The organism is Nisaea sediminum (genome assembly GCF_014904705.1).
GTDB lineage: Bacteria > Pseudomonadota > Alphaproteobacteria > Thalassobaculales > Thalassobaculaceae > Nisaea > Nisaea sediminum.
Genome location: NZ_JACZCQ010000007.1, coordinates 1 through 16331 on the forward strand (window position 1 = coordinate 1; position 16331 = coordinate 16331).

The 16331-nt window shown below is 63.7% G+C and carries 18 protein-coding genes; 8 read left to right on the forward strand and 10 right to left on the reverse strand.

Going from position 1 to position 16331, the window contains the following annotated elements:
- Positions 1 to 567: BMP family lipoprotein (locus tag IG122_RS16880; RefSeq protein WP_193186288.1), on the reverse strand; the 567-nt coding region annotated here is incomplete at its 3' end.
- Between the two features lie 155 nt (positions 568 to 722).
- On the opposite strand from IG122_RS16880, the gene IG122_RS16885 reads away from it, so the two are divergent.
- Together IG122_RS16885 and IG122_RS16890 are read left to right on the forward strand one after the other, a co-directional pair.
- Positions 723 to 1064, forward strand: a complete 342-nt coding sequence (locus IG122_RS16885) for a DUF1491 family protein (protein WP_193186290.1) — start codon at positions 723 to 725, stop codon at positions 1062 to 1064.
- A 127-nt stretch (positions 1065 to 1191) separates the two neighbouring features.
- Entirely contained in the window at positions 1192 to 1869 is a 678-nt protein-coding gene (locus IG122_RS16890; RefSeq protein ID WP_193186293.1) for a cupin domain-containing protein, read from the forward strand.
- Here the strand turns inward: IG122_RS16890 and IG122_RS16895 are convergent, their stop codons facing one another.
- From IG122_RS16895 to IG122_RS16905, 3 genes are read right to left on the reverse strand one after another with little or no spacing between them, the layout of a single operon-like run.
- On the reverse strand, positions 1870 to 2334 hold the full coding sequence (locus IG122_RS16895) for a peptidylprolyl isomerase (RefSeq protein WP_193186296.1): 465 nt from the start codon (positions 2332 to 2334) through the stop codon (positions 1870 to 1872).
- Between the two features lie 51 nt (positions 2335 to 2385).
- Entirely contained in the window at positions 2386 to 2916 is a 531-nt protein-coding gene (locus IG122_RS16900; protein WP_193186299.1) for a peptidylprolyl isomerase, read from the reverse strand.
- Between the two features lie 47 nt (positions 2917 to 2963).
- Positions 2964 to 4433: a cobyric acid synthase gene (locus tag IG122_RS16905; protein WP_193186302.1), complete on the reverse strand. Its 1470-nt coding sequence runs from the start codon at positions 4431 to 4433 to the stop codon at positions 2964 to 2966.
- 357 nt (positions 4434 to 4790) lie between these two features.
- Here IG122_RS16905 and IG122_RS16910 point away from each other — a divergent pair, with 357 nt between their 5' ends.
- Together IG122_RS16910 and bfr are read left to right on the forward strand one after the other, a co-directional pair.
- A complete protein-coding gene (locus IG122_RS16910) occupies positions 4791 to 4985 on the forward strand; it encodes a (2Fe-2S)-binding protein (RefSeq protein WP_193186304.1) in 195 nt (64 codons plus the stop codon).
- A 129-nt stretch (positions 4986 to 5114) separates the two neighbouring features.
- Positions 5115 to 5597, forward strand: coding sequence for a bacterioferritin (bfr, locus tag IG122_RS16915; RefSeq protein WP_193186307.1), 483 nt, complete (start codon positions 5115 to 5117; stop codon positions 5595 to 5597).
- A gap of 220 nt (positions 5598 to 5817) precedes the next feature.
- Here the strand turns inward: bfr and IG122_RS16920 are convergent, their stop codons facing one another.
- Positions 5818 to 7050 (reverse strand): glycosyltransferase, encoded by a 1233-nt coding sequence (locus IG122_RS16920; RefSeq protein ID WP_193186310.1) that lies wholly within the window; start codon positions 7048 to 7050, stop codon positions 5818 to 5820.
- Between the two features lie 81 nt (positions 7051 to 7131).
- Here IG122_RS16920 and IG122_RS16925 point away from each other — a divergent pair, with 81 nt between their 5' ends.
- The 3 genes from IG122_RS16925 to IG122_RS16935 are packed head-to-tail and all read left to right on the forward strand — an operon-like array spanning position 7132 to position 9131.
- Positions 7132 to 8061 (forward strand): VOC family protein, encoded by a 930-nt coding sequence (locus IG122_RS16925; protein ID WP_193186313.1) that lies wholly within the window; start codon positions 7132 to 7134, stop codon positions 8059 to 8061.
- Positions 8062 to 8110: 49 nt separating this feature from the next.
- Positions 8111 to 8404 carry a hypothetical protein gene (locus IG122_RS16930; protein ID WP_193186315.1) on the forward strand — a complete coding sequence of 98 codons (294 nt, stop codon included), beginning with the start codon at positions 8111 to 8113 and terminating at the stop codon, positions 8402 to 8404.
- 28 nt (positions 8405 to 8432) lie between these two features.
- Complete coding sequence (locus tag IG122_RS16935) at positions 8433 to 9131, forward strand: fused DSP-PTPase phosphatase/NAD kinase-like protein (protein ID WP_226893693.1); 699 nt, start codon at positions 8433 to 8435, stop codon at positions 9129 to 9131.
- Positions 9132 to 9158: 27 nt separating this feature from the next.
- Here IG122_RS16935 and denD read toward each other — a convergent pair whose 3' ends face one another.
- Positions 9159 to 10151, reverse strand: a complete 993-nt coding sequence (denD, locus tag IG122_RS16940; RefSeq protein WP_193186536.1) for a D-erythronate dehydrogenase — start codon at positions 10149 to 10151, stop codon at positions 9159 to 9161.
- A complete protein-coding gene (gene otnI / locus IG122_RS16945) occupies positions 10148 to 10927 on the reverse strand; it encodes a 2-oxo-tetronate isomerase (RefSeq protein WP_193186318.1) in 780 nt (259 codons plus the stop codon). Before otnI ends, denD begins: the two co-directional genes overlap by 4 nt.
- Positions 10928 to 11057: 130 nt before the next feature.
- On the opposite strand from otnI, the gene otnK reads away from it, so the two are divergent.
- Complete coding sequence (otnK, locus tag IG122_RS16950; protein ID WP_193186321.1) at positions 11058 to 12326, forward strand: 3-oxo-tetronate kinase; 1269 nt, start codon at positions 11058 to 11060, stop codon at positions 12324 to 12326.
- A 10-nt stretch (positions 12327 to 12336) separates the two neighbouring features.
- Here the strand turns inward: otnK and IG122_RS16955 are convergent, their stop codons facing one another.
- The 3 genes from IG122_RS16955 to argE form a co-directional block, all read right to left on the reverse strand.
- On the reverse strand, positions 12337 to 13077 hold the full coding sequence (locus IG122_RS16955) for a sensor histidine kinase (RefSeq protein WP_193186324.1): 741 nt from the start codon (positions 13075 to 13077) through the stop codon (positions 12337 to 12339).
- Between the two features lie 202 nt (positions 13078 to 13279).
- Entirely contained in the window at positions 13280 to 15028 is a 1749-nt protein-coding gene (gene araD, locus IG122_RS16960) for an L-arabinonate dehydratase (protein WP_193186327.1), read from the reverse strand.
- A 116-nt stretch (positions 15029 to 15144) separates the two neighbouring features.
- Positions 15145 to 16314, reverse strand: coding sequence for an acetylornithine deacetylase (gene argE, locus IG122_RS16965; protein WP_193186329.1), 1170 nt, complete (start codon positions 16312 to 16314; stop codon positions 15145 to 15147).
- Positions 16315 to 16331 lie beyond the last annotated feature (17 nt).

Here is a 16331-nt window from a genome sequence, read left to right on the forward strand (position 1 = left end):
CCCTGGCCCCCGCCCTTGCCGGTCCTTTTTGGGGACCCCTTTGATGCCCCCGTCGCCCAAGGGGCCCCCGCCGACATAGCCGCAGGCGAAGCGGCGGATAAGCGGAATGTCCATGCCGCCGACGAAGCTGATGGTGCCGGTCTTCGAGGCCTTGGCGGCGAGCACGCCGACCAGGAACGAGCCTTCATGCTCGTTGAAGACGATGGACTGCACGTTCGGCACGTCCACCACGCTGTCGATGATGGCGAAGCTGAGATCCGGAAATTCTTTCGCGACCTTCTCGATCGCCGGGCCTTGGGCGAAGCCGACGCCGAGGATCGGATTGGCGCCCTTGCGCGCCATGCGGCGGATCGCCTGTTCGCGCTGGGTCTCGTTGGTGACCTCGAACTCGAGATAGCTGGTGCCGGTTTCCTTCTTGAAGCGCTCTGCCCCTTCGTAGACGCCTTCGTTGAAGCTCTTGTCGAACTTGCCGCCCATGTCGAAGACGACGGCCGGCTTGAATTCCGCGGCATCGGCGGCGGCGCCGAGACCGATCGCGGCAATCGCCGCCAGTACCCACTGTTTCATTTTTTGCCATCCCTGTTTATTGAGGTCCGTCGGACCCGTTCACGGACTGCATTCCGCGGAAGCAGTCTAAGAAAGAAAGACAACGGAGTCCTCAGTCTTTTACCAATTGGTCGAAGCGCGCGCCGGTCTCTCGCGTGCCCGCGGCGGAGTACCCGATGAGCGCACCGCGCCTCAAGTCGAAATTGCTGGTTCAGGCCGGTCTCAGGCAGTGCATGGCCATGGGGATCATGGCGACCGTGGTCCGCTCCGGCGATGATGACGCGGGCGCGGTCTATCTCAAGATCAACCGCCTCGGCCCCGGCTTCACAATCCTGGCACTCGCTCGTGAGATAGACGGCAGTCTCGCCTGGCGGTCGCGCACCGGCGACGCGCCGGTCCCGGAACAAGAGGCCGACGCGGTGCTGGAGCGCGAGCGCCGGATCGATCCGGATATCTGGGTTCTGGAGATCGAGGACCGGGAAGGGCGCAATCCGCTCGAAGGCGCGCTGTTCTTCTGACGCCGACCTTTAAGGCCTGTCCCCCGAACGGTACCCGTTCGGCTCCGGAACGGTCCCCGATATTGCAATTTCGGCGTCCGCCCATACCTCTGGTCGGTCTGAAACTTTGCCGAGAGAGCCCGCCCCGATGGAGATCAACGCCGATTTCTCGCGCTTCGTCGCGACCGACAGCAACCAGTTGCCCTGGGTCCCGTCACCGATGCCCGGGGTTGACCGACGGATGCTGGACCGGATCGGGGAGGAAGTGGCGCGGGCGACGACCATCGTGCGCTACGCGGCGGACAGCGAATTTTCCGCCCACACCCATGGCGGCGGCGAGGAGTTCCTCGTACTCGACGGCACCTTCTCCGACGAACACGGCGATTACGGGCCGGGCATGTATGTCCGCAATCCGGTCGGCTCCAGCCATTCGCCCTTCACCCGTGCCGGCTGCACCATCTTCGTGAAGCTCTGGCAGATGCGGGAGGAGGACCAGGAGTTCGTGCGGGTCGACACGCGCGCGCCGGACGCGCGCTGGGAAGAGGGAGCCGTGGACGGAATCGCCGTGCTGCCGCTGTTCGATGCGGAGGATGAGCATGTGTATCTCACTCGCTACGAGGCGGGTGCGGCGCAACCGCCCTTCGAGATGGCGGGCGGTGGAGAGTTTCTCGTGCTGGAAGGTGCGGTCGAGAGCGGCGGAGTGCGCTACGGGACCGGGAGCTGGCTGCGCTTTCCGAAAGGCGCGCGGGCCGAGTTCGCCGCGCGGGAAAAGGCGCTGGTCTGGACCAAGACCGGCCACTTGGCCGGTCTTGGATCCGGGAAGTGATTATTCGGCGTCGGCTGCGACCTGGACCTTGACCATCTTGTCCGGGTCGACCGGCGGCTCGCCGCGCTTGATCATGTCGACATATTCCATGCCTTCGACGACCTCGCCCCAGACGGTGTACTGACCGTCGAGGAAGCGGGCGTCCTTGAAGCAGATGAAGAACTGGCTGTCGGCGCTGTTCGGATTCTGTGCCCGGGCCGCGCCCACGGTGCCGCGGCGGAACGGGGCGTCGGAGAATTCCGCGTCCAGCTTCTGGCCGGAGCCGCCCATGCCGGAGCCGGTCGGGTCGCCGGTCTGCGCCATGAAGCCGTCGATCACCCGGTGGAAGACGATGCCGTCATAGAAGCCCTCGCGGGCGAGTTCCTTCACCCGCGTGACATGCTTCGGCGCCAGATCCGGCTTCAGTTCGACGACCACGCGGCCGTGGTCGAGGTCGATAAAGAGTTGGTTTTCCTGATCGCTCACGTTTCGATCCTTTTTCTTACTTGTGTTCGGGTCCTAGAGACTTGAGCCGGTTTACTTGACGTCCGCGGCGACGCGCAGCGCGACGATATGATCGGGGTTCGCCGGCGGTTCGCCGCGCTTGATCATGTCGACATATTCCATGCCCTTCGAGACCACGCCCCAGACCGTGTACTGGCCATTGAGGAACTGGCAGTCCTGGAAGCAGATGAACCACTGGCTGTCGGCGCTGTCCGGATTGCGCGCCCGGGCGGCGCCCACGGTGCCGCGGACGAAGGGGGCGTTCGTGAACTCCGCCTTCAGCTTCTGTCCGGAGCCGCCCATGCCGGTGCCGGTCGGATCGCCGGTCTGGGCCATGAAGCCGTCGATCACGCGGTGGAAGATGATGCCGTCATAGAAATTCTTGCGGGCCAGTTCCTTGATCCGCGCGACATGGTTCGGCGCGAGGTCCGGCCGCAGGGTGATTTCCACCCGGCCATATTCGAGATCGAGATAGAGCGTGTTTTCGAGGTCCGCCGCGCGCGCCGGTCCGCCAAAGGCGATCGCGGCAAGCAGCACCAGCAGGACGAAGAGACGTCGGGCCATGCAAGCCTCCGTGGTTGAGCACTCCGGCGCACCATAGACGACCGCGCTCAGCGGGCAAGCGAGAAGAGCCGCGCGGTGTCGATATGCGTTTCCAGATGATCGGCGAGGCGGTCCAGTACACCGTCGATCACGGTCTCGAAGGAGGTCTCAGCAAGGCGCGTCGCGCCGAGTTCCGCGAGGAAGGCCCGGCGGAACCCGTCGGACGCGAACATGCCATGCACGTAGGAACCGGCGATACGGCCGTCCGGGGACGTGGCCCCGTCCTCGTGCGGGCCGCTGCCGTCATCGATGACGGCGAATGGACGGGCTCGGTCGGGACCGTCCGTCCGTCCGATATGGATCTCGTAGCCCGCGATGGCGGCCCCTGCCGAGGTTTCTCCGGAGATCCGGGTCAATGACTTTTCCGGCGTGAGCACAGTCTCGACATCGAGCAGGCCGAGACCGTCCGCAGACCCTGCGGGACCTTCCAGCCCGTCCGGATCGTGCACCCGGCGGCCGAGCATCTGATAGCCGCCGCAGATGCCGAGCGCCCGGCCGCCGCGGCGGACATGGGCCGCGATATCGATATCCCATCCCTGCGCGCGCAGGTCCTGCAGGTCGCCGATGGTCGATTTCGACCCGGGGATCAGGATGAGCGTCGCATCGCCCGGCAGGCATCGCCCGGGCTCGACGATTTCTACCGACACCTCCGGTTCGAGGCGCAGCGGGTCGAGGTCGTCGAAATTGGCGATCCGGGAAAGCCGGGGCACCGCGATCTTTAGCGGTCCGGACCCCTCTCGCGTTGCATGCTCCAGCGCGACGGCGTCCTCGGCCGGGAGCTTCCGCGCCTCCGGGAAATAGGGAACGACGCCGAGCGAGGGCCAGCCGGTATGCTCCGTCACGATCCGGAGCCCCTCGTCGAACAGCGAGACGTCGCCGCGGAACTTGTTGATGAGGAAGGCCGCGATCCGTTCCCGGTCGCGGGGCGGGATGACGTTGTGGGTGCCGACCAGCGAGGCGATGACGCCGCCGCGGTCGATATCGCCGATCAGGACGACCGGACAATCGACGGTCTCGGCGAAGCCCATATTGGCGATGTCGCCGGCGCGCAGATTGACCTCCGCCGGGCTGCCGGCGCCTTCCACCAGGATGAGATCGGCGTCGGCCCTGAGGCGCTCGAAGCTGTCGCGGACCGCGCCCAGGAGCTCGGGCTTCATCGCCTGATAGGCGCGGGCCTTGGCATGTCCGCGGACCTTGCCCTGCACCACAACCTGGGCGCCGAGCTCGGATTCCGGCTTCAACAGCACCGGATTCATGTCTGTATGCGGTTCGATCCCGGCGGCGCGGGCCTGTAGCGCCTGCGCCCGGCCGATCTCCCCGCCATCCACCGTGACGGCGGCATTGTTCGACATGTTTTGCGGCTTGAACGGCCGCACGCGGAGGCCATTCCGAGCGGCGAGGCGGCAGAGCCCGGCGACCAGAACGGATTTCCCGACATCGGAGCCGGTTCCCTGGAACATCAGCGTTTTCGCGGTCATGACCATGGCCTCTTCGCACGCCCCGGCGAGACCCGCCACGCTTTTCGTATTTTGTGCGTTCTGTTTACGAAATGTTCAGGTTTGACGCGTAAAAAGGGTATCAGGCCAGCAAGAATACGCTGGCAAAGTAAAGTTCGAGCCATCCGACTTCGCTCCCTCCCTCTCGGCTCGGACCAGGGCGGCCTCTCGGGGCCGCCCGCTTATTTTGTCCCCTCTGAAAATCGATGAAAACCGGCAGAGTTCCAGGCGTTTTTGCGCCCGCATTGATATAGAACAAATCCGGTCTGAATTTCCGTATTGACAATCAGTCGCAAGAGACTTCATATGCGAATGACTCTCAATTGCGGAATTCGCACGATGTATGTGTGTCTTTGCAACGGCTTTACAAATCGATGTGTGGACCGGGCGATCGATTCGGGCGCGCGGACCGTCGGGCAGGTCTATCAGAACGTCGGATGCCGTCCGCAATGCGGCACCTGCCGGAACACCATCCGCGAGCAGCTCGCCGCCCGCACCGGCGAGGCCGAGCTTGCCGTGACGGATGCCGTCTAGGTCAGCCAAACCTCCCTAAGTTACTGTAATATTGAGTGTTATTCGCAGTATAGATTTTGCGAAGCCCCTTGGAATTATTCTAAGGAGTGCTATGTTCGGCCTCAGGACATCCAATCTGGAGCAAGGCCGATGAAGGGCGACAAGAAGGTTCTCGAGTTTCTGAACGCTGGTCTGAAGGGCGAACTCACCGCCATCAACCAGTACTTCCTGCACGCCAAGATGCTGCAGGATTGGGGTTTTTCGAAGCTCGGCAAACACGAGTACGACGAATCCATCGACGAGATGAAGCATGCGGAGAAGCTGATCGCCCGCATCCTGTTCCTCGAAGGCCTCCCGAACCTGCAGTATCTCGAGAAGCTGCTGATCGGCGAGGATATCAAAGAAATCTTCGAGGGCGACCTCAAGCTCGAACATGACGGCATTGCCAACTACAAGGCCGGCATAGCGCATTGCGAGACGGTGGGTGACTATGTCACCCGCGATCTCTTCCTGGAAATCCTCACCGACGAGGAAGGCCATGTCGATTACATCGAGACGCAGCTCGAGATGATCGAGAAGATGGGCATCCAGAACTACATGCTGCTGCAGTCCGAAGCGAACGAGATGGACTGATCCGGTACGCCGGAACACGAACAGATTGCGAAAGGCATCTCGCTCGCAGGAGCGGGGTGCCTTTTTCGTTTCCGCCTATGCCGAGATGGCGCGGGCCGGACGCGTTCATCGGCGCTGATCGGAGCCGCAGACGTGGTGGCGATGGCGAGTTCGCGCCGGCTTGCGAGGATGAGCAGGGGCATCATTCGATTGAGCGGGGCCGCGGCCAGGCCGGAGGACGTCACTCGCCGGAAGAGTTCGCCAGGGCCAGACCGGCTTTGAGAATGGTGCTTAGCGCAGCCGCGGTATCGCCGGAATCGACGGTACCCGCTGCCGCGATTGCGGTGGCCGCGAGCTGATTGTCGCGTGCCATCCGCAAGAAGAGCTTTGCCAGGGCCTTGCCCGGATATTCCTTCTCCGGATTATTCACCACCTGGATTGCGCCGAGGGTCTCGATCCGGCGCGCGGTGACAAGATGTTCAAGATTCCACGGAACGATAGCTTGCGGGGTTCCGGCCATGGCGCCGGCAATGGCGGTGGAGAGACCTCCGTGATGCACCAGTAGCCGCGCCTTCGGCATGATCTCGTTGAAGGGCAGGGGGCTGGGGCTGACCTGAAAGGTCCCGGTGCTCTGCTGCGTCGCCTGCTCCGGTCCCAGACCGCTGATATAGGCCCGGACGTTGAGTTTGCTCTGCTTCAGCGCGTCCATCACCGTCCGAAGGCTCGGGTGGCTGCGCGGCATGTAGAAAAAGACGCCGTCCTCCGCGCGCTGCTCGAGCGGCAGCGGCTGGATCCCGGTCGGCATGTTGAAGGGAGGCAGGGTTTCCTCGCTCCGGCTGGCCGCGTAGGGATCGACGATCGGCAGGGTGAGCGGGAAGGAGCGGTCGCCGTGGAAGGCATCGCTCAGGAAGGCGAGCTTCTCCTCGCCGCGGAGGCGCAGCACCTTGTTGACCATTTCCAGCAGGCGGGTCTCGTGATCTACGGAGAAGGCCTCAAGCTTCGATTGCCAGGGCCGGATCGGCGGCATCTCGCGTCCGCCCGGCGGCATGGTGTAGCCGTTGCCGATGGTGAGCGAGGGTACGCGTCCCCGGGCGGCGATGTTCAGCGTCGGGCTGAAATCCCCGATGACGAGATCCGGCTGCACGGCGGCGATAAGTCCGCACCAGGCCTCGAGCCGGGCGGCGAATCCCAATTCGTTGCCGTAGCCGATCAGGGTCAGCACGTCGGCGAAGGAATGGGTCGGTACCTGCCGTGCCTTCGGATCGGTCGGCATGCGCCAGTTCGGGATCGGCAGCAGATGATAGCCGTCCGGCAGGCGGGCCGTCGCCGGGTTCCAGAACGCATCCGCACGCTCGTTTTCCTGGAGCGCCAGAAAGATCTCCGCGCCCCGTTCCCGGAACGCCCGCGCGATCGGTTTGATCCGATTGATATGGCCGAGACCGGCGCCGAATTCCCACCCGAATAGAATACGCATGAACCCGTGACTTTTCAGTGCCTTGAATTCTTCGCATAGTGACGCCGCAGATTCGGAAAGCAAGTCGGGAAAGACATCGATATGGAACAGGCGCGCCAATTGCCGGTCGGGGAGGAGATCTTTCTCGATCACGTTGCGCATTTCGTCCCGGACATGGCGGAAGCGCACCGTGACCTCAATCGGCTCGGGTTCGTGCAGACGCCCTATACGGAACACCGGCATCGTCTCGACGAGACCTCCGATCCGGTGCCGTCGGGCACGGCCAATCGCTGCATCATGCTGCCGGAAGGCTATATCGAGGTGATCGCTGTCTCGGATGCCTCTACCGAACTCGGCGAGCGCACGCAGGGGCAACTGGACCGCTATGTCGGCCTGCATCTGATCGCGTTCTCCTGCGTCGATCCCGAGAGTGTCCAGGGACGTCTCACCTTGACCGGGTTCCATCCGCAGCCGCTGGTACATCTGAAGCGGCCGGTCACCCTGCCGGACGGCGGCGAGGACGAAGCGTCCTTCACCTGCTGTCGTGTCCGTCCGCAGGACATGCCGGAGGGCCGCGTGCAGTACGTCACTCACCTCACCGAGGATATCGTCTGGCAGGAACGCTGGATGCGTCACGGCAACGGGATCGTCGCCCTGCGCGATGTGATCATTGGTGCCGAGGTGCTCGACAAGACGGCGGCGCGCTACTGCTGGTTCCTGAATCGCGGCGGCCCGAAACCGGTGAGCCCGCACATCTGGCGCGTTCCGCTCGATCGCGGCGGGGTGGTGATCGCGGATGAGGAAGGCCTCGAGCAGCTGGTGCCGGGCACGGAACTGCCTGACGAAGGCCCAATCGTCGCCGGATACGGGCTTCTCTCCGCGGATCTGCAGCAAACGGAAAGCTTCTTCCGCGAGCGGGGTTTCGAGCCGGAGCGCGTCGGTAAATATCTTCGAATGGCGCTTCCCGAGACACTCGGGGGAACGCTTTTCATCGCCGAGCAGGATGACGATTTCCCCTGGGCGGTCAGATAGGGGCACACTTCGGCCGGCAAGGGCGGGCCCGGACAAGGAGAATAGAGTGATGTCGAGAACGTTGGTCGCGACGATGATGAGTGCCACGGGGGATAATCAGGAGGAGTACGTCTTCACGACCGAGGATGACGATATCTGGCAGAAGACACCGCTCAACATCATCCGTGCCTTTGCCGAGTATGTCGACGAGGAGGTGTTTCCGAAGGAAATGGTCGATTTCGAGATCAACGCGTCCTTCAAGAACGAGGAACACAAGTGTGTCACGGCGATGGGGCAGATGGTGTTCGAGCGTGGCCGCATCCCCTTCACGCTGATGATCGGCGAGCGCAAGGTCCCGAAATAAGCCGCGCTTCCGGCGCCCGGTGCGCTATATGGACCCGATGACAGACAGCCCGACCGAGAATGTTCCGGCGCTCCCGCCGCCGGAAGGCACCGAAAGATTGCGTGCCTGGTGGCACCTGATGATGACGGACCATGGGTTCGTCCGCTCGATCTATCTCAACAAGCACCGGGTCAGCGACGAGCTCTGGCGCTCCGCGCAGCCGTCGCCCTGGCATCTGGAGCGTCTCGCGGAGCAGGGATTCAGGAGCGTCCTCAATCTGCGCGGAGCGGAGGAGGACAATTACCGCTACCGCCTTGAGCGCGAGGCCTGCGAGCGCTTGGGGCTACAGCTCGTCAGCCTGCCGATTCGTTCACGCAATCCGTTGAAACCGGAAATCCTGAAGCAGGCGATCGAGGTCTGGAACAAGCTGGAGGCGCCGACCCTGATGCACTGCAAGTCGGGCGCCGACCGTACAGGGCTGATGAGCACGCTCTACCTGCATCTGGTCAAGGGCGTTCCGATGCGCGAGGCGATGGACCAGCTTTCGCTGCGCTTCGGCCATCTCCGCCACGGCCGGACCGGCATCGTCGATCATGTCTTCGAACAGTTCGCGGCACGGCACGACGAGACCGGGATCTCCTTCCGGGACTGGGCCGAAAGGGAATACGACCCGGACGCGCTCCAGGCAGGGTTCCGCGCGGACTGGTTCGAAACCCTGATCACCGACAAGATCCTGCGCCGCGAATAGGCGCAGGCCCTGGTTTCCGGCCCCGACTCAGGCCGCGATCTTGCCGCCGAGCTCGTCCTCGATGAAGGCGCGGATCACGCTTTCCATGCCCTCGTCCTGCACGAAACCGAGCGCGTTTGCCTTCTTCGTGTTGAAGGCCGGCGGCCAGCCACGGACGATTTTTTCGATGAAGGGATCCGGCGTCCAGTCGATCCGTCCGGCGACGGCCGGGCCGGCGACATTCTCCAGCGCCTTCGCCATTTCCGCCACCGAAATGGAGAAGCCGGGCAGGGAGACGGTGCGCGAGGCGCCCCAGGCGTCGGCGGCGAGGTTATGGGCATGCACCGAGTTCTCGATGATGCTGCGCGGCGAGGCGAGCCACATCTTGGCGTCGCCGGCGACCGGACAGACCGCCCGCTGACCCTGCAGGGGCTCGCGGAAGATCGAGCTGGCGAAAGTGGAGGCGGCCTTGTTCGGCTTGCCCGGACGGACCACGACGGTCGGGAAACGCAGCGAGCGACCGTCGACGAAGCCCTTGCGGCTGTAGTCGGAGACCAGCAGCTCTCCGATCGCCTTCTGGGTGCCGTAGGAGGTCTGCGGTGTGGTTGCCGTCATATCCTCGACGATATGCGGCAGGTCGCCGCCGAACGCGGCGCAGGAGCTGGCGAAGACCATCTTGGGAACGCCGTCGGCGGCCCGGAGGATCTCGAGGATCTTGCGAGTCGCGTCCAGGTTGACCGCCATGCCGAGATCGAAATCCTCCTCGGCGCCGGCACTGACGATGGCCGCGAGGTGGAAGACGCTGTCGGTATCGCCGGGGATGGCCTCGGCCAGCAGCGCCGCGTCGGTGATGTCGCCGGCGAGGCTGCGTACCCGGGCGTCCGAGGTGAGCGCCTTCGGCGCTTCGACGACGTCGAGCAAAGTCAGTTCGGTGACGGGCTTGCGGCTGCCGTCGGAGGCGACGAGCGCGTTGCTGTCCAGCAGGCGGCGGGCCAGTTTCTGGCCGATGAAACCCGAGGCGCCGGTGATCGTGACCTTCATCGAATCCACTCCTTGCTCCAGCCGAGTCCCGCGACGGTCTCGCCGCGCGGCTTGTACTCGCAACCGACCCAGCCCCCGTATCCGAGTTCGTCCATCAGGGCGAAGAGATAGGGATAATTGATCTCACCCACGTCCGGTTCGTGCCGGCCGGGCACGCCGGCGATCTGGATGTGCTCGATGATGCCGAGCTGCTCCCGCATGTGGATCGCGAGGTCGCCTTCCATGATCTGGCAGTGATAGAGGTCGAACTGCAGGCGGACATTCGGAGCGCCGACGGCCTCGAGGATCGACAGCGCCTGCGTCTGGTAATTCAGGAAATAACCCGGAATGTCCCGCGTATTGATCGGCTCGATGATCAGCGTCTTTCCACGCTCGGCGGCCAGCGGCGCGGCGCGGCGGAGATTGCCGATCAGCGTCTCGGTACAGGCCTCCCGCGACGTGCCGTCGGGTACGATTCCGCTCATCACGTGCAGGCGCGGGCAGTTGAGCGCCTCGGCATAATCCAAAGCTTTCGCAAGGGCGGCGGAAAAAGCCTCCTCGCGCCCCGGCATGGCGGCGAGGCCGCGCTCGCCATTCTCCCAGTCGCCGGGCGGCAGGTTGAACAGCGCCTGTGAGAGGCCAGCTTCGTCGAGCTTGGCGCGGATCGTCTCCGCCGGAAAGTCGTACGGGAACAGAAACTCGACGCCCCGGAAACCGGCATCCGCGGCCGCCTTGAAGCGGTCGAGAAACGGCAGTTCCTGGAACATCATGGACAGATTTGCTGCCAGCCTTGGCATGAAGCCTCCCCTGTCGCCATTCTTGATGGGCGCTGTATATCGCACGGACGTGTGCTTGCTTGAGGGCGCAGCCTACAGCAGACTGCCCGGCCCGATCCATAATCCGTTTCATTGAGGGAGGTAGGCCGCCATGGCGCCCATTCTCGGCTGCATCGCCGATGATTTCACCGGAGCCACGGACCTGGCGAATATGCTGGTGCGCGGTGGCATGCGGACGGTCCAGCTGATCGGCGTTCCGGCGACGGATACGCCGGTGCCGGACGTGGACGCGGTCGTCGTCGCCCTTAAATCGCGGACCAACCCGGCCGCGGAGGCGGTCGCGCAATCGCTCCAGTCGCTGCAATGGCTGAAGGGCGCGGGATGCCGGCAGTTTTTCTTCAAATACTGTTCCACGTTCGACTCGACGGACGACGGCAATATCGGCCCGGTCGCCGACGCCCTGATGGCGGATCTCGGAACCACCGTCACGATTGCCTGCCCGGCCTTTCCGGAGAACGGACGGACGATCTTCAACGGCCATCTCTTCGTCGGCACGCAACTCCTGTCGGACAGTCCGATGCGCAATCACCCGCTGACGCCCATGACGGACAGCAATCTCGTATCGGTGTTGCAACGACAAACTAAAAAGCCAGTTAAATTGATCCAATTCGCTACCGTCGATGCGGGTGGCGAGGCGGTTGCGGCCGAGCTCGCGGCACTCGAAGCTGAGGGAGGAGGTATCGCGATTGTCGATGCCGTCCTTGATAAGCATCTCGAATCAATCGGTTACGGAGTGAAAAATCTGCCGCTCGTCACCGGCGGGTCCGGGATAGCCATCGGTCTGCCCGAGAACTACCGGCGTGCGGCCTTGCTTGCGGATCAAGGCGCGGCGGACACCTTGCCTGCCGTTTCGGGGAGTGCCGCAGTCCTCGCCGGAAGCTGTTCGGCGGCGACGCTCGGGCAGATTGCCCGTTTCGAGGCGGAACATCCTTCCTTCGCCGTGGATGCGCTGCGCCTCGCGCGCGGCGAGGATGTCGTGGCAGAGGCCCTCGGCTGGGCCGCCGCGCGGATCGCGGACGGTCCCGTGCTGATTTATGCGAGCCAGCCGGCCGAGAAGGTGCGCGAGATCCAGAAGGAACTCGGCCGCGCCGAAGCCGGGGCGCTGATCGAGGAAGCGATGGCCGCGATCGCCCGCGGCCTTGTTGCCTCGGGGACCCGCAGGCTCGTCGTTGCCGGGGGCGAGACTTCAGGTGCGGTCGTCTCGGCGCTCGGAATCGAGGGATTGCAGATCGGCCCGCAGATAGATCCCGGAGTCCCTGCCACAGTCTCGCTCGGCGGTGAACCGCTGGCGCTCGCCCTCAAATCCGGCAATTTCGGCGGCCCGGATTTCTTCGCGAAGGCGCTTGCCTCCATGCCCTGAAGACAGGCGATCAGGCTTTCGGCGGCGGGAAAACCAGGGAAACCGAGGTGCCGAAATTCGGATTGCTGCGGATCTCGACAGCAACGCCGTACGGAGCAAGCTGCTTCTTGACGATGGAAAGGCCGCGACCGGTCCCCATCTCGCCTTGCAGACCCTCGACCGGTTTTACCGGGAGAAATTTCAGGACCTCGGAAAGTTTCTCCGCGGGCATCCCGATCCCGGTATCGCGGATCACCATGATCACCGCGCCGGTGACCGGGTCGCGCTTGCCGATCACGGCGACCGTTCCACCCGCGGGCGTGAACTTGATCGCATTGACGACGAGATTACCCAGCACATCCTCGAGGACCGCGACCGGGATCGGAACCTTGGGGAACTCCCGGTCGAACCGCATGTCGAGCGTGATTTTCTTTTGCTCCGCCATGGCGCTGTAGCGGGCGATCATGCGTTTCGCGACAGCGCAAGAGTCCGTCTCGACGCCAGCGTCATCGCTGCCTGTCTCCTCGCCCAACAGCAGCCGGTCGCAGATTCGCACCAGAGCCTCGGCGGCATCGTGGGCGATGTCCGAATATTGCTTGTATTTCGGATGGCTGTGCCGACCGTGCCGCTCGGTCTTGAGCAACTCGGTATAGGCGAGAAGCGCGTTGAGCGGATTGCGCATCTCGTGCGCCACATCGCTGACGAGATCGCCCCTGGCGCCGAGCGCATTCAGCTCTGTATCGTCGTCGGACGGGTTTTGACCGTTGGGCATACAGGATCTCGGTGTACCCATGCGGGTATCACTTCCGTCTATTGTTGCATCCGCTTCAGTCGACAGTAACCCTCAGTTAAGTCCGGATTTCATCGCGCGGTGCGGCCCGCCGAATAACCGGATCCAGCGGACGGCACAAAGTGTCTCACAATTTGCGCGAAACCTGCAGTGCAGATTATCGCGCTAAATTGCCAACTTTTCCTTAATGAGACTCGCGCATCAGCGGGGTTCCGCTCTTTCCGACGAGGAAATCAAGATCCGCCCCTTTGTCGGCTTGCAGAACGTGCTCGACATAGAGTTTCGAATATCCCCGGTCATAAGGGGATTCGAAGCCCTGCCACGCGGCCCGGCGTTTCTCCATCTCCGCGTCGGAGACGTCGAGATGCATGCGCCGCGCTTCGACATCGACCTCGATCATGTCGCCGTTCTGAACGAAGGCCAGCGGACCGCCGGCAGCGGCCTCCGGTGCCGAATGCAGGATCACGGTGCCGTAGGCGGTGCCGCTCATGCGGGCGTCGGAGATCCGGATCATGTCCTTGATGCCCTTCTTGAGCACCTTCGGAGGCAGGCCCATGTTGCCGACTTCGGCCATCCCCGGATAACCCATCGGACCGCAATTCTTAAGAACCATGATGCAGGTCTCGTCGATATCCAGCGCCGGATCGTCGATCTTCGCCTTGTAATCCTCGATATTCTCGAACACCACGGCGCGGCCGCGATGCTTCATCAGTTCGGGCGAGGCGGCGGACGGCTTGATGATGGCCCCGTCGGGTGCCAGGTTGCCGCGCAGCACTGCGATGCCGCCGTTCGGCTTGAACGGCTTGTCGATCGGGAAGATCACGTCCCGGTTCCAGCACTCGGCATCCTTGGAATTCTCCCATAGCGTCTTGCCGTTCACGGTCATCGCGTCCTTGTGGATGAAGTCCCCGAGTTCGCGGATGATCGCGGGCAGGCCGCCGGCATAGAAGAAGTCTTCCATGAGGTATTCGCCCGACGGCATCAGGTTCAGCAGGCAGGGAACGTCACGGCCGAGCCGGTCCCAGTCGTCCAGCGTGATGTCGATCCCCATACGCCCGGCGATCGCGAGCAGGTGCACGACCGCGTTGGTGGAGCCGCCGATGGCGCCGTTGACCATGATCGCGTTCTCGAAATTCTCCCGCTTCAGCACATCGGAGAGGCGGATGTCCTGACGGACCATCTCGACGATGCGGCGGCCCGCCATTTGGGCCAGCACGTTGCGCCGGGAATCGACCGCCGGAATGGCGGCGTTATGCGGCAGGCCGGCGCCAAGGGACTCCACCATCGAGGCCATGGTCGAGGCGGTCCCCATGGTCATGCAGTGGCCGGCGGAGCGGGCCCCGTCCTGCTCCGCGTCCATGAATTCCTGCAGCGTCATCTCGCCGGCGCGGACCATCTCGGAAAACTTCCAGACATGGGTGCCGCTGCCGACCAGCTCACCGCGATAGTGGCCGTTCAGCATCGGTCCGCCGGAAACGGTGATCGTGGGCAGATCGCAACTCGCCGCGCCCATCATCAGCGAGGGTGTGGTCTTGTCGCAGCCGACCAGCAATACGACGCCGTCCATCGGCAGGCCGCGGATCGCCTCCTCGACATCCATCGAGGCGAGGTTGCGGTAGAGCATCGCGGTCGGACGGAGCTGGCTTTCCGAAGTCGAGAAGACCGGGAACTCGACCGGCATGCCGCCGGCCTCGTAGACGCCGCGCTTCACCCGCTCGGCGATGTCGCGGAAATGGGCGTTGCAGGGATTGAACTCGGACCAGGTGTTGCAGATGCCGATGATCGGGCGGCCGTCGAACATGTCGGCGGGGATGCCCCGGTTCTTCATCCAGGACCGGTGCGCCCACCCGTCCTTGTCCATCTTGCCATACCACTCGGACGAACGGCGCTTGCCCTTGTTCGGATCCTTCGGGTTCGAATTGTCTTCGGCCATGCTGCCAGCTTCCCCCTGCTGCCGGTCCGGCTCCTGGGCCGGACCTCGTTATGATGTTTCGTTAACCGTCTCACCGGTTCGGCGTACGGTCAAGACGGGGCAGCGTGGACGGCCGATCAGCCGTTGTCGGCGGCCCAGTCCGTCAACTTGCTCATGAACTCGACGCATTCCTGAACCTGGGAACGCTCGATGAATTCGTCCGGCTGGTGCGCCTGCTGGATATAGCCCGGCCCGAAGATCACGCCCGGGACGCCGGCTTCCTGGAAAAAGCCAGCCTCCGTGCCGAAGGAGACCGCACCCGACTGGTTGAGGCCGGTCAGGTAGCGGACCAGTTCCTCGGCCGCGGATTCGGTGTCCGGAATCAGCGGCGGCACGACATTGACCAGCTCCATGGTGATGCCGGCATCCGGCGAGAAGGCCTTCATCTCCGGATTGAGCTCGTTCTCGATATAGTCGCGGACGCGCTGCTCGATCGCCTCGCCGTCGTCGCCCGGATGGATCCGCATGCCCCAGCGGAACTTGGTGAATTCCGGGATGATGTTGTGCGCGGTGCCGCCCTCGATGATGCCGAGATCGATCGTGGTGTAGGGCGGATCGAACGGGCTGTCCTCATACGGGGCTTCGCGCAGCTCCTTCTGGATGGTTTCCAGCAGGTTGATGATGCGCGCGCCGTACATGATCGAGTTGACGCCGCGGTGCGGTTCGCTCGAATGGCCGGGGATCCCGCGGATCGTCGTCATCAGGCCACGGCTGCCCTTGTTCCCGCCGATGATCTTCATGCCGGTCGGCTCGCCGACGATGACGGCGGTGGGCAGCGGCAGATTCTCCGCCATGTCCTTGATCAGGCCGCGCACGCCGATGCAGCCGACCTCCTCGTCATAGGAGAAGGCGAAATGGATCGGGGTCTTGAGCTTGCGCTTCTTCATCTCCGGCGCCATGGCGAGCGCGATGGCGCAGAAGCCCTTCATATCCGCCGTTCCACGGCCGAAATACTTGCCGTCCGCTTCCCACATCCTGAAGGGATCGCGGCTCCAGTCCTGGCCGTCGACCGGCACGACGTCGACATGGCCGGAAAGCACGACGCCGCCCTTGTCCTCGGGCCCGACGGTCGCCCAGAGATTGGCCTTGGTGCCGTCCTCGTTGAAGGTCGTCCGGGTCGGAATACCCAGATCCTCCAGATAGTCCCGCGCGTAATCGATGAGCTCCAGGTTGGAGAGCCGCGACGTGGTGTCGAAGGCCACAAGGCGTTCCAGCATCGAAACGGATTGGGAGAGCATATCGCTCATGAGGATCGGCCTTTCAG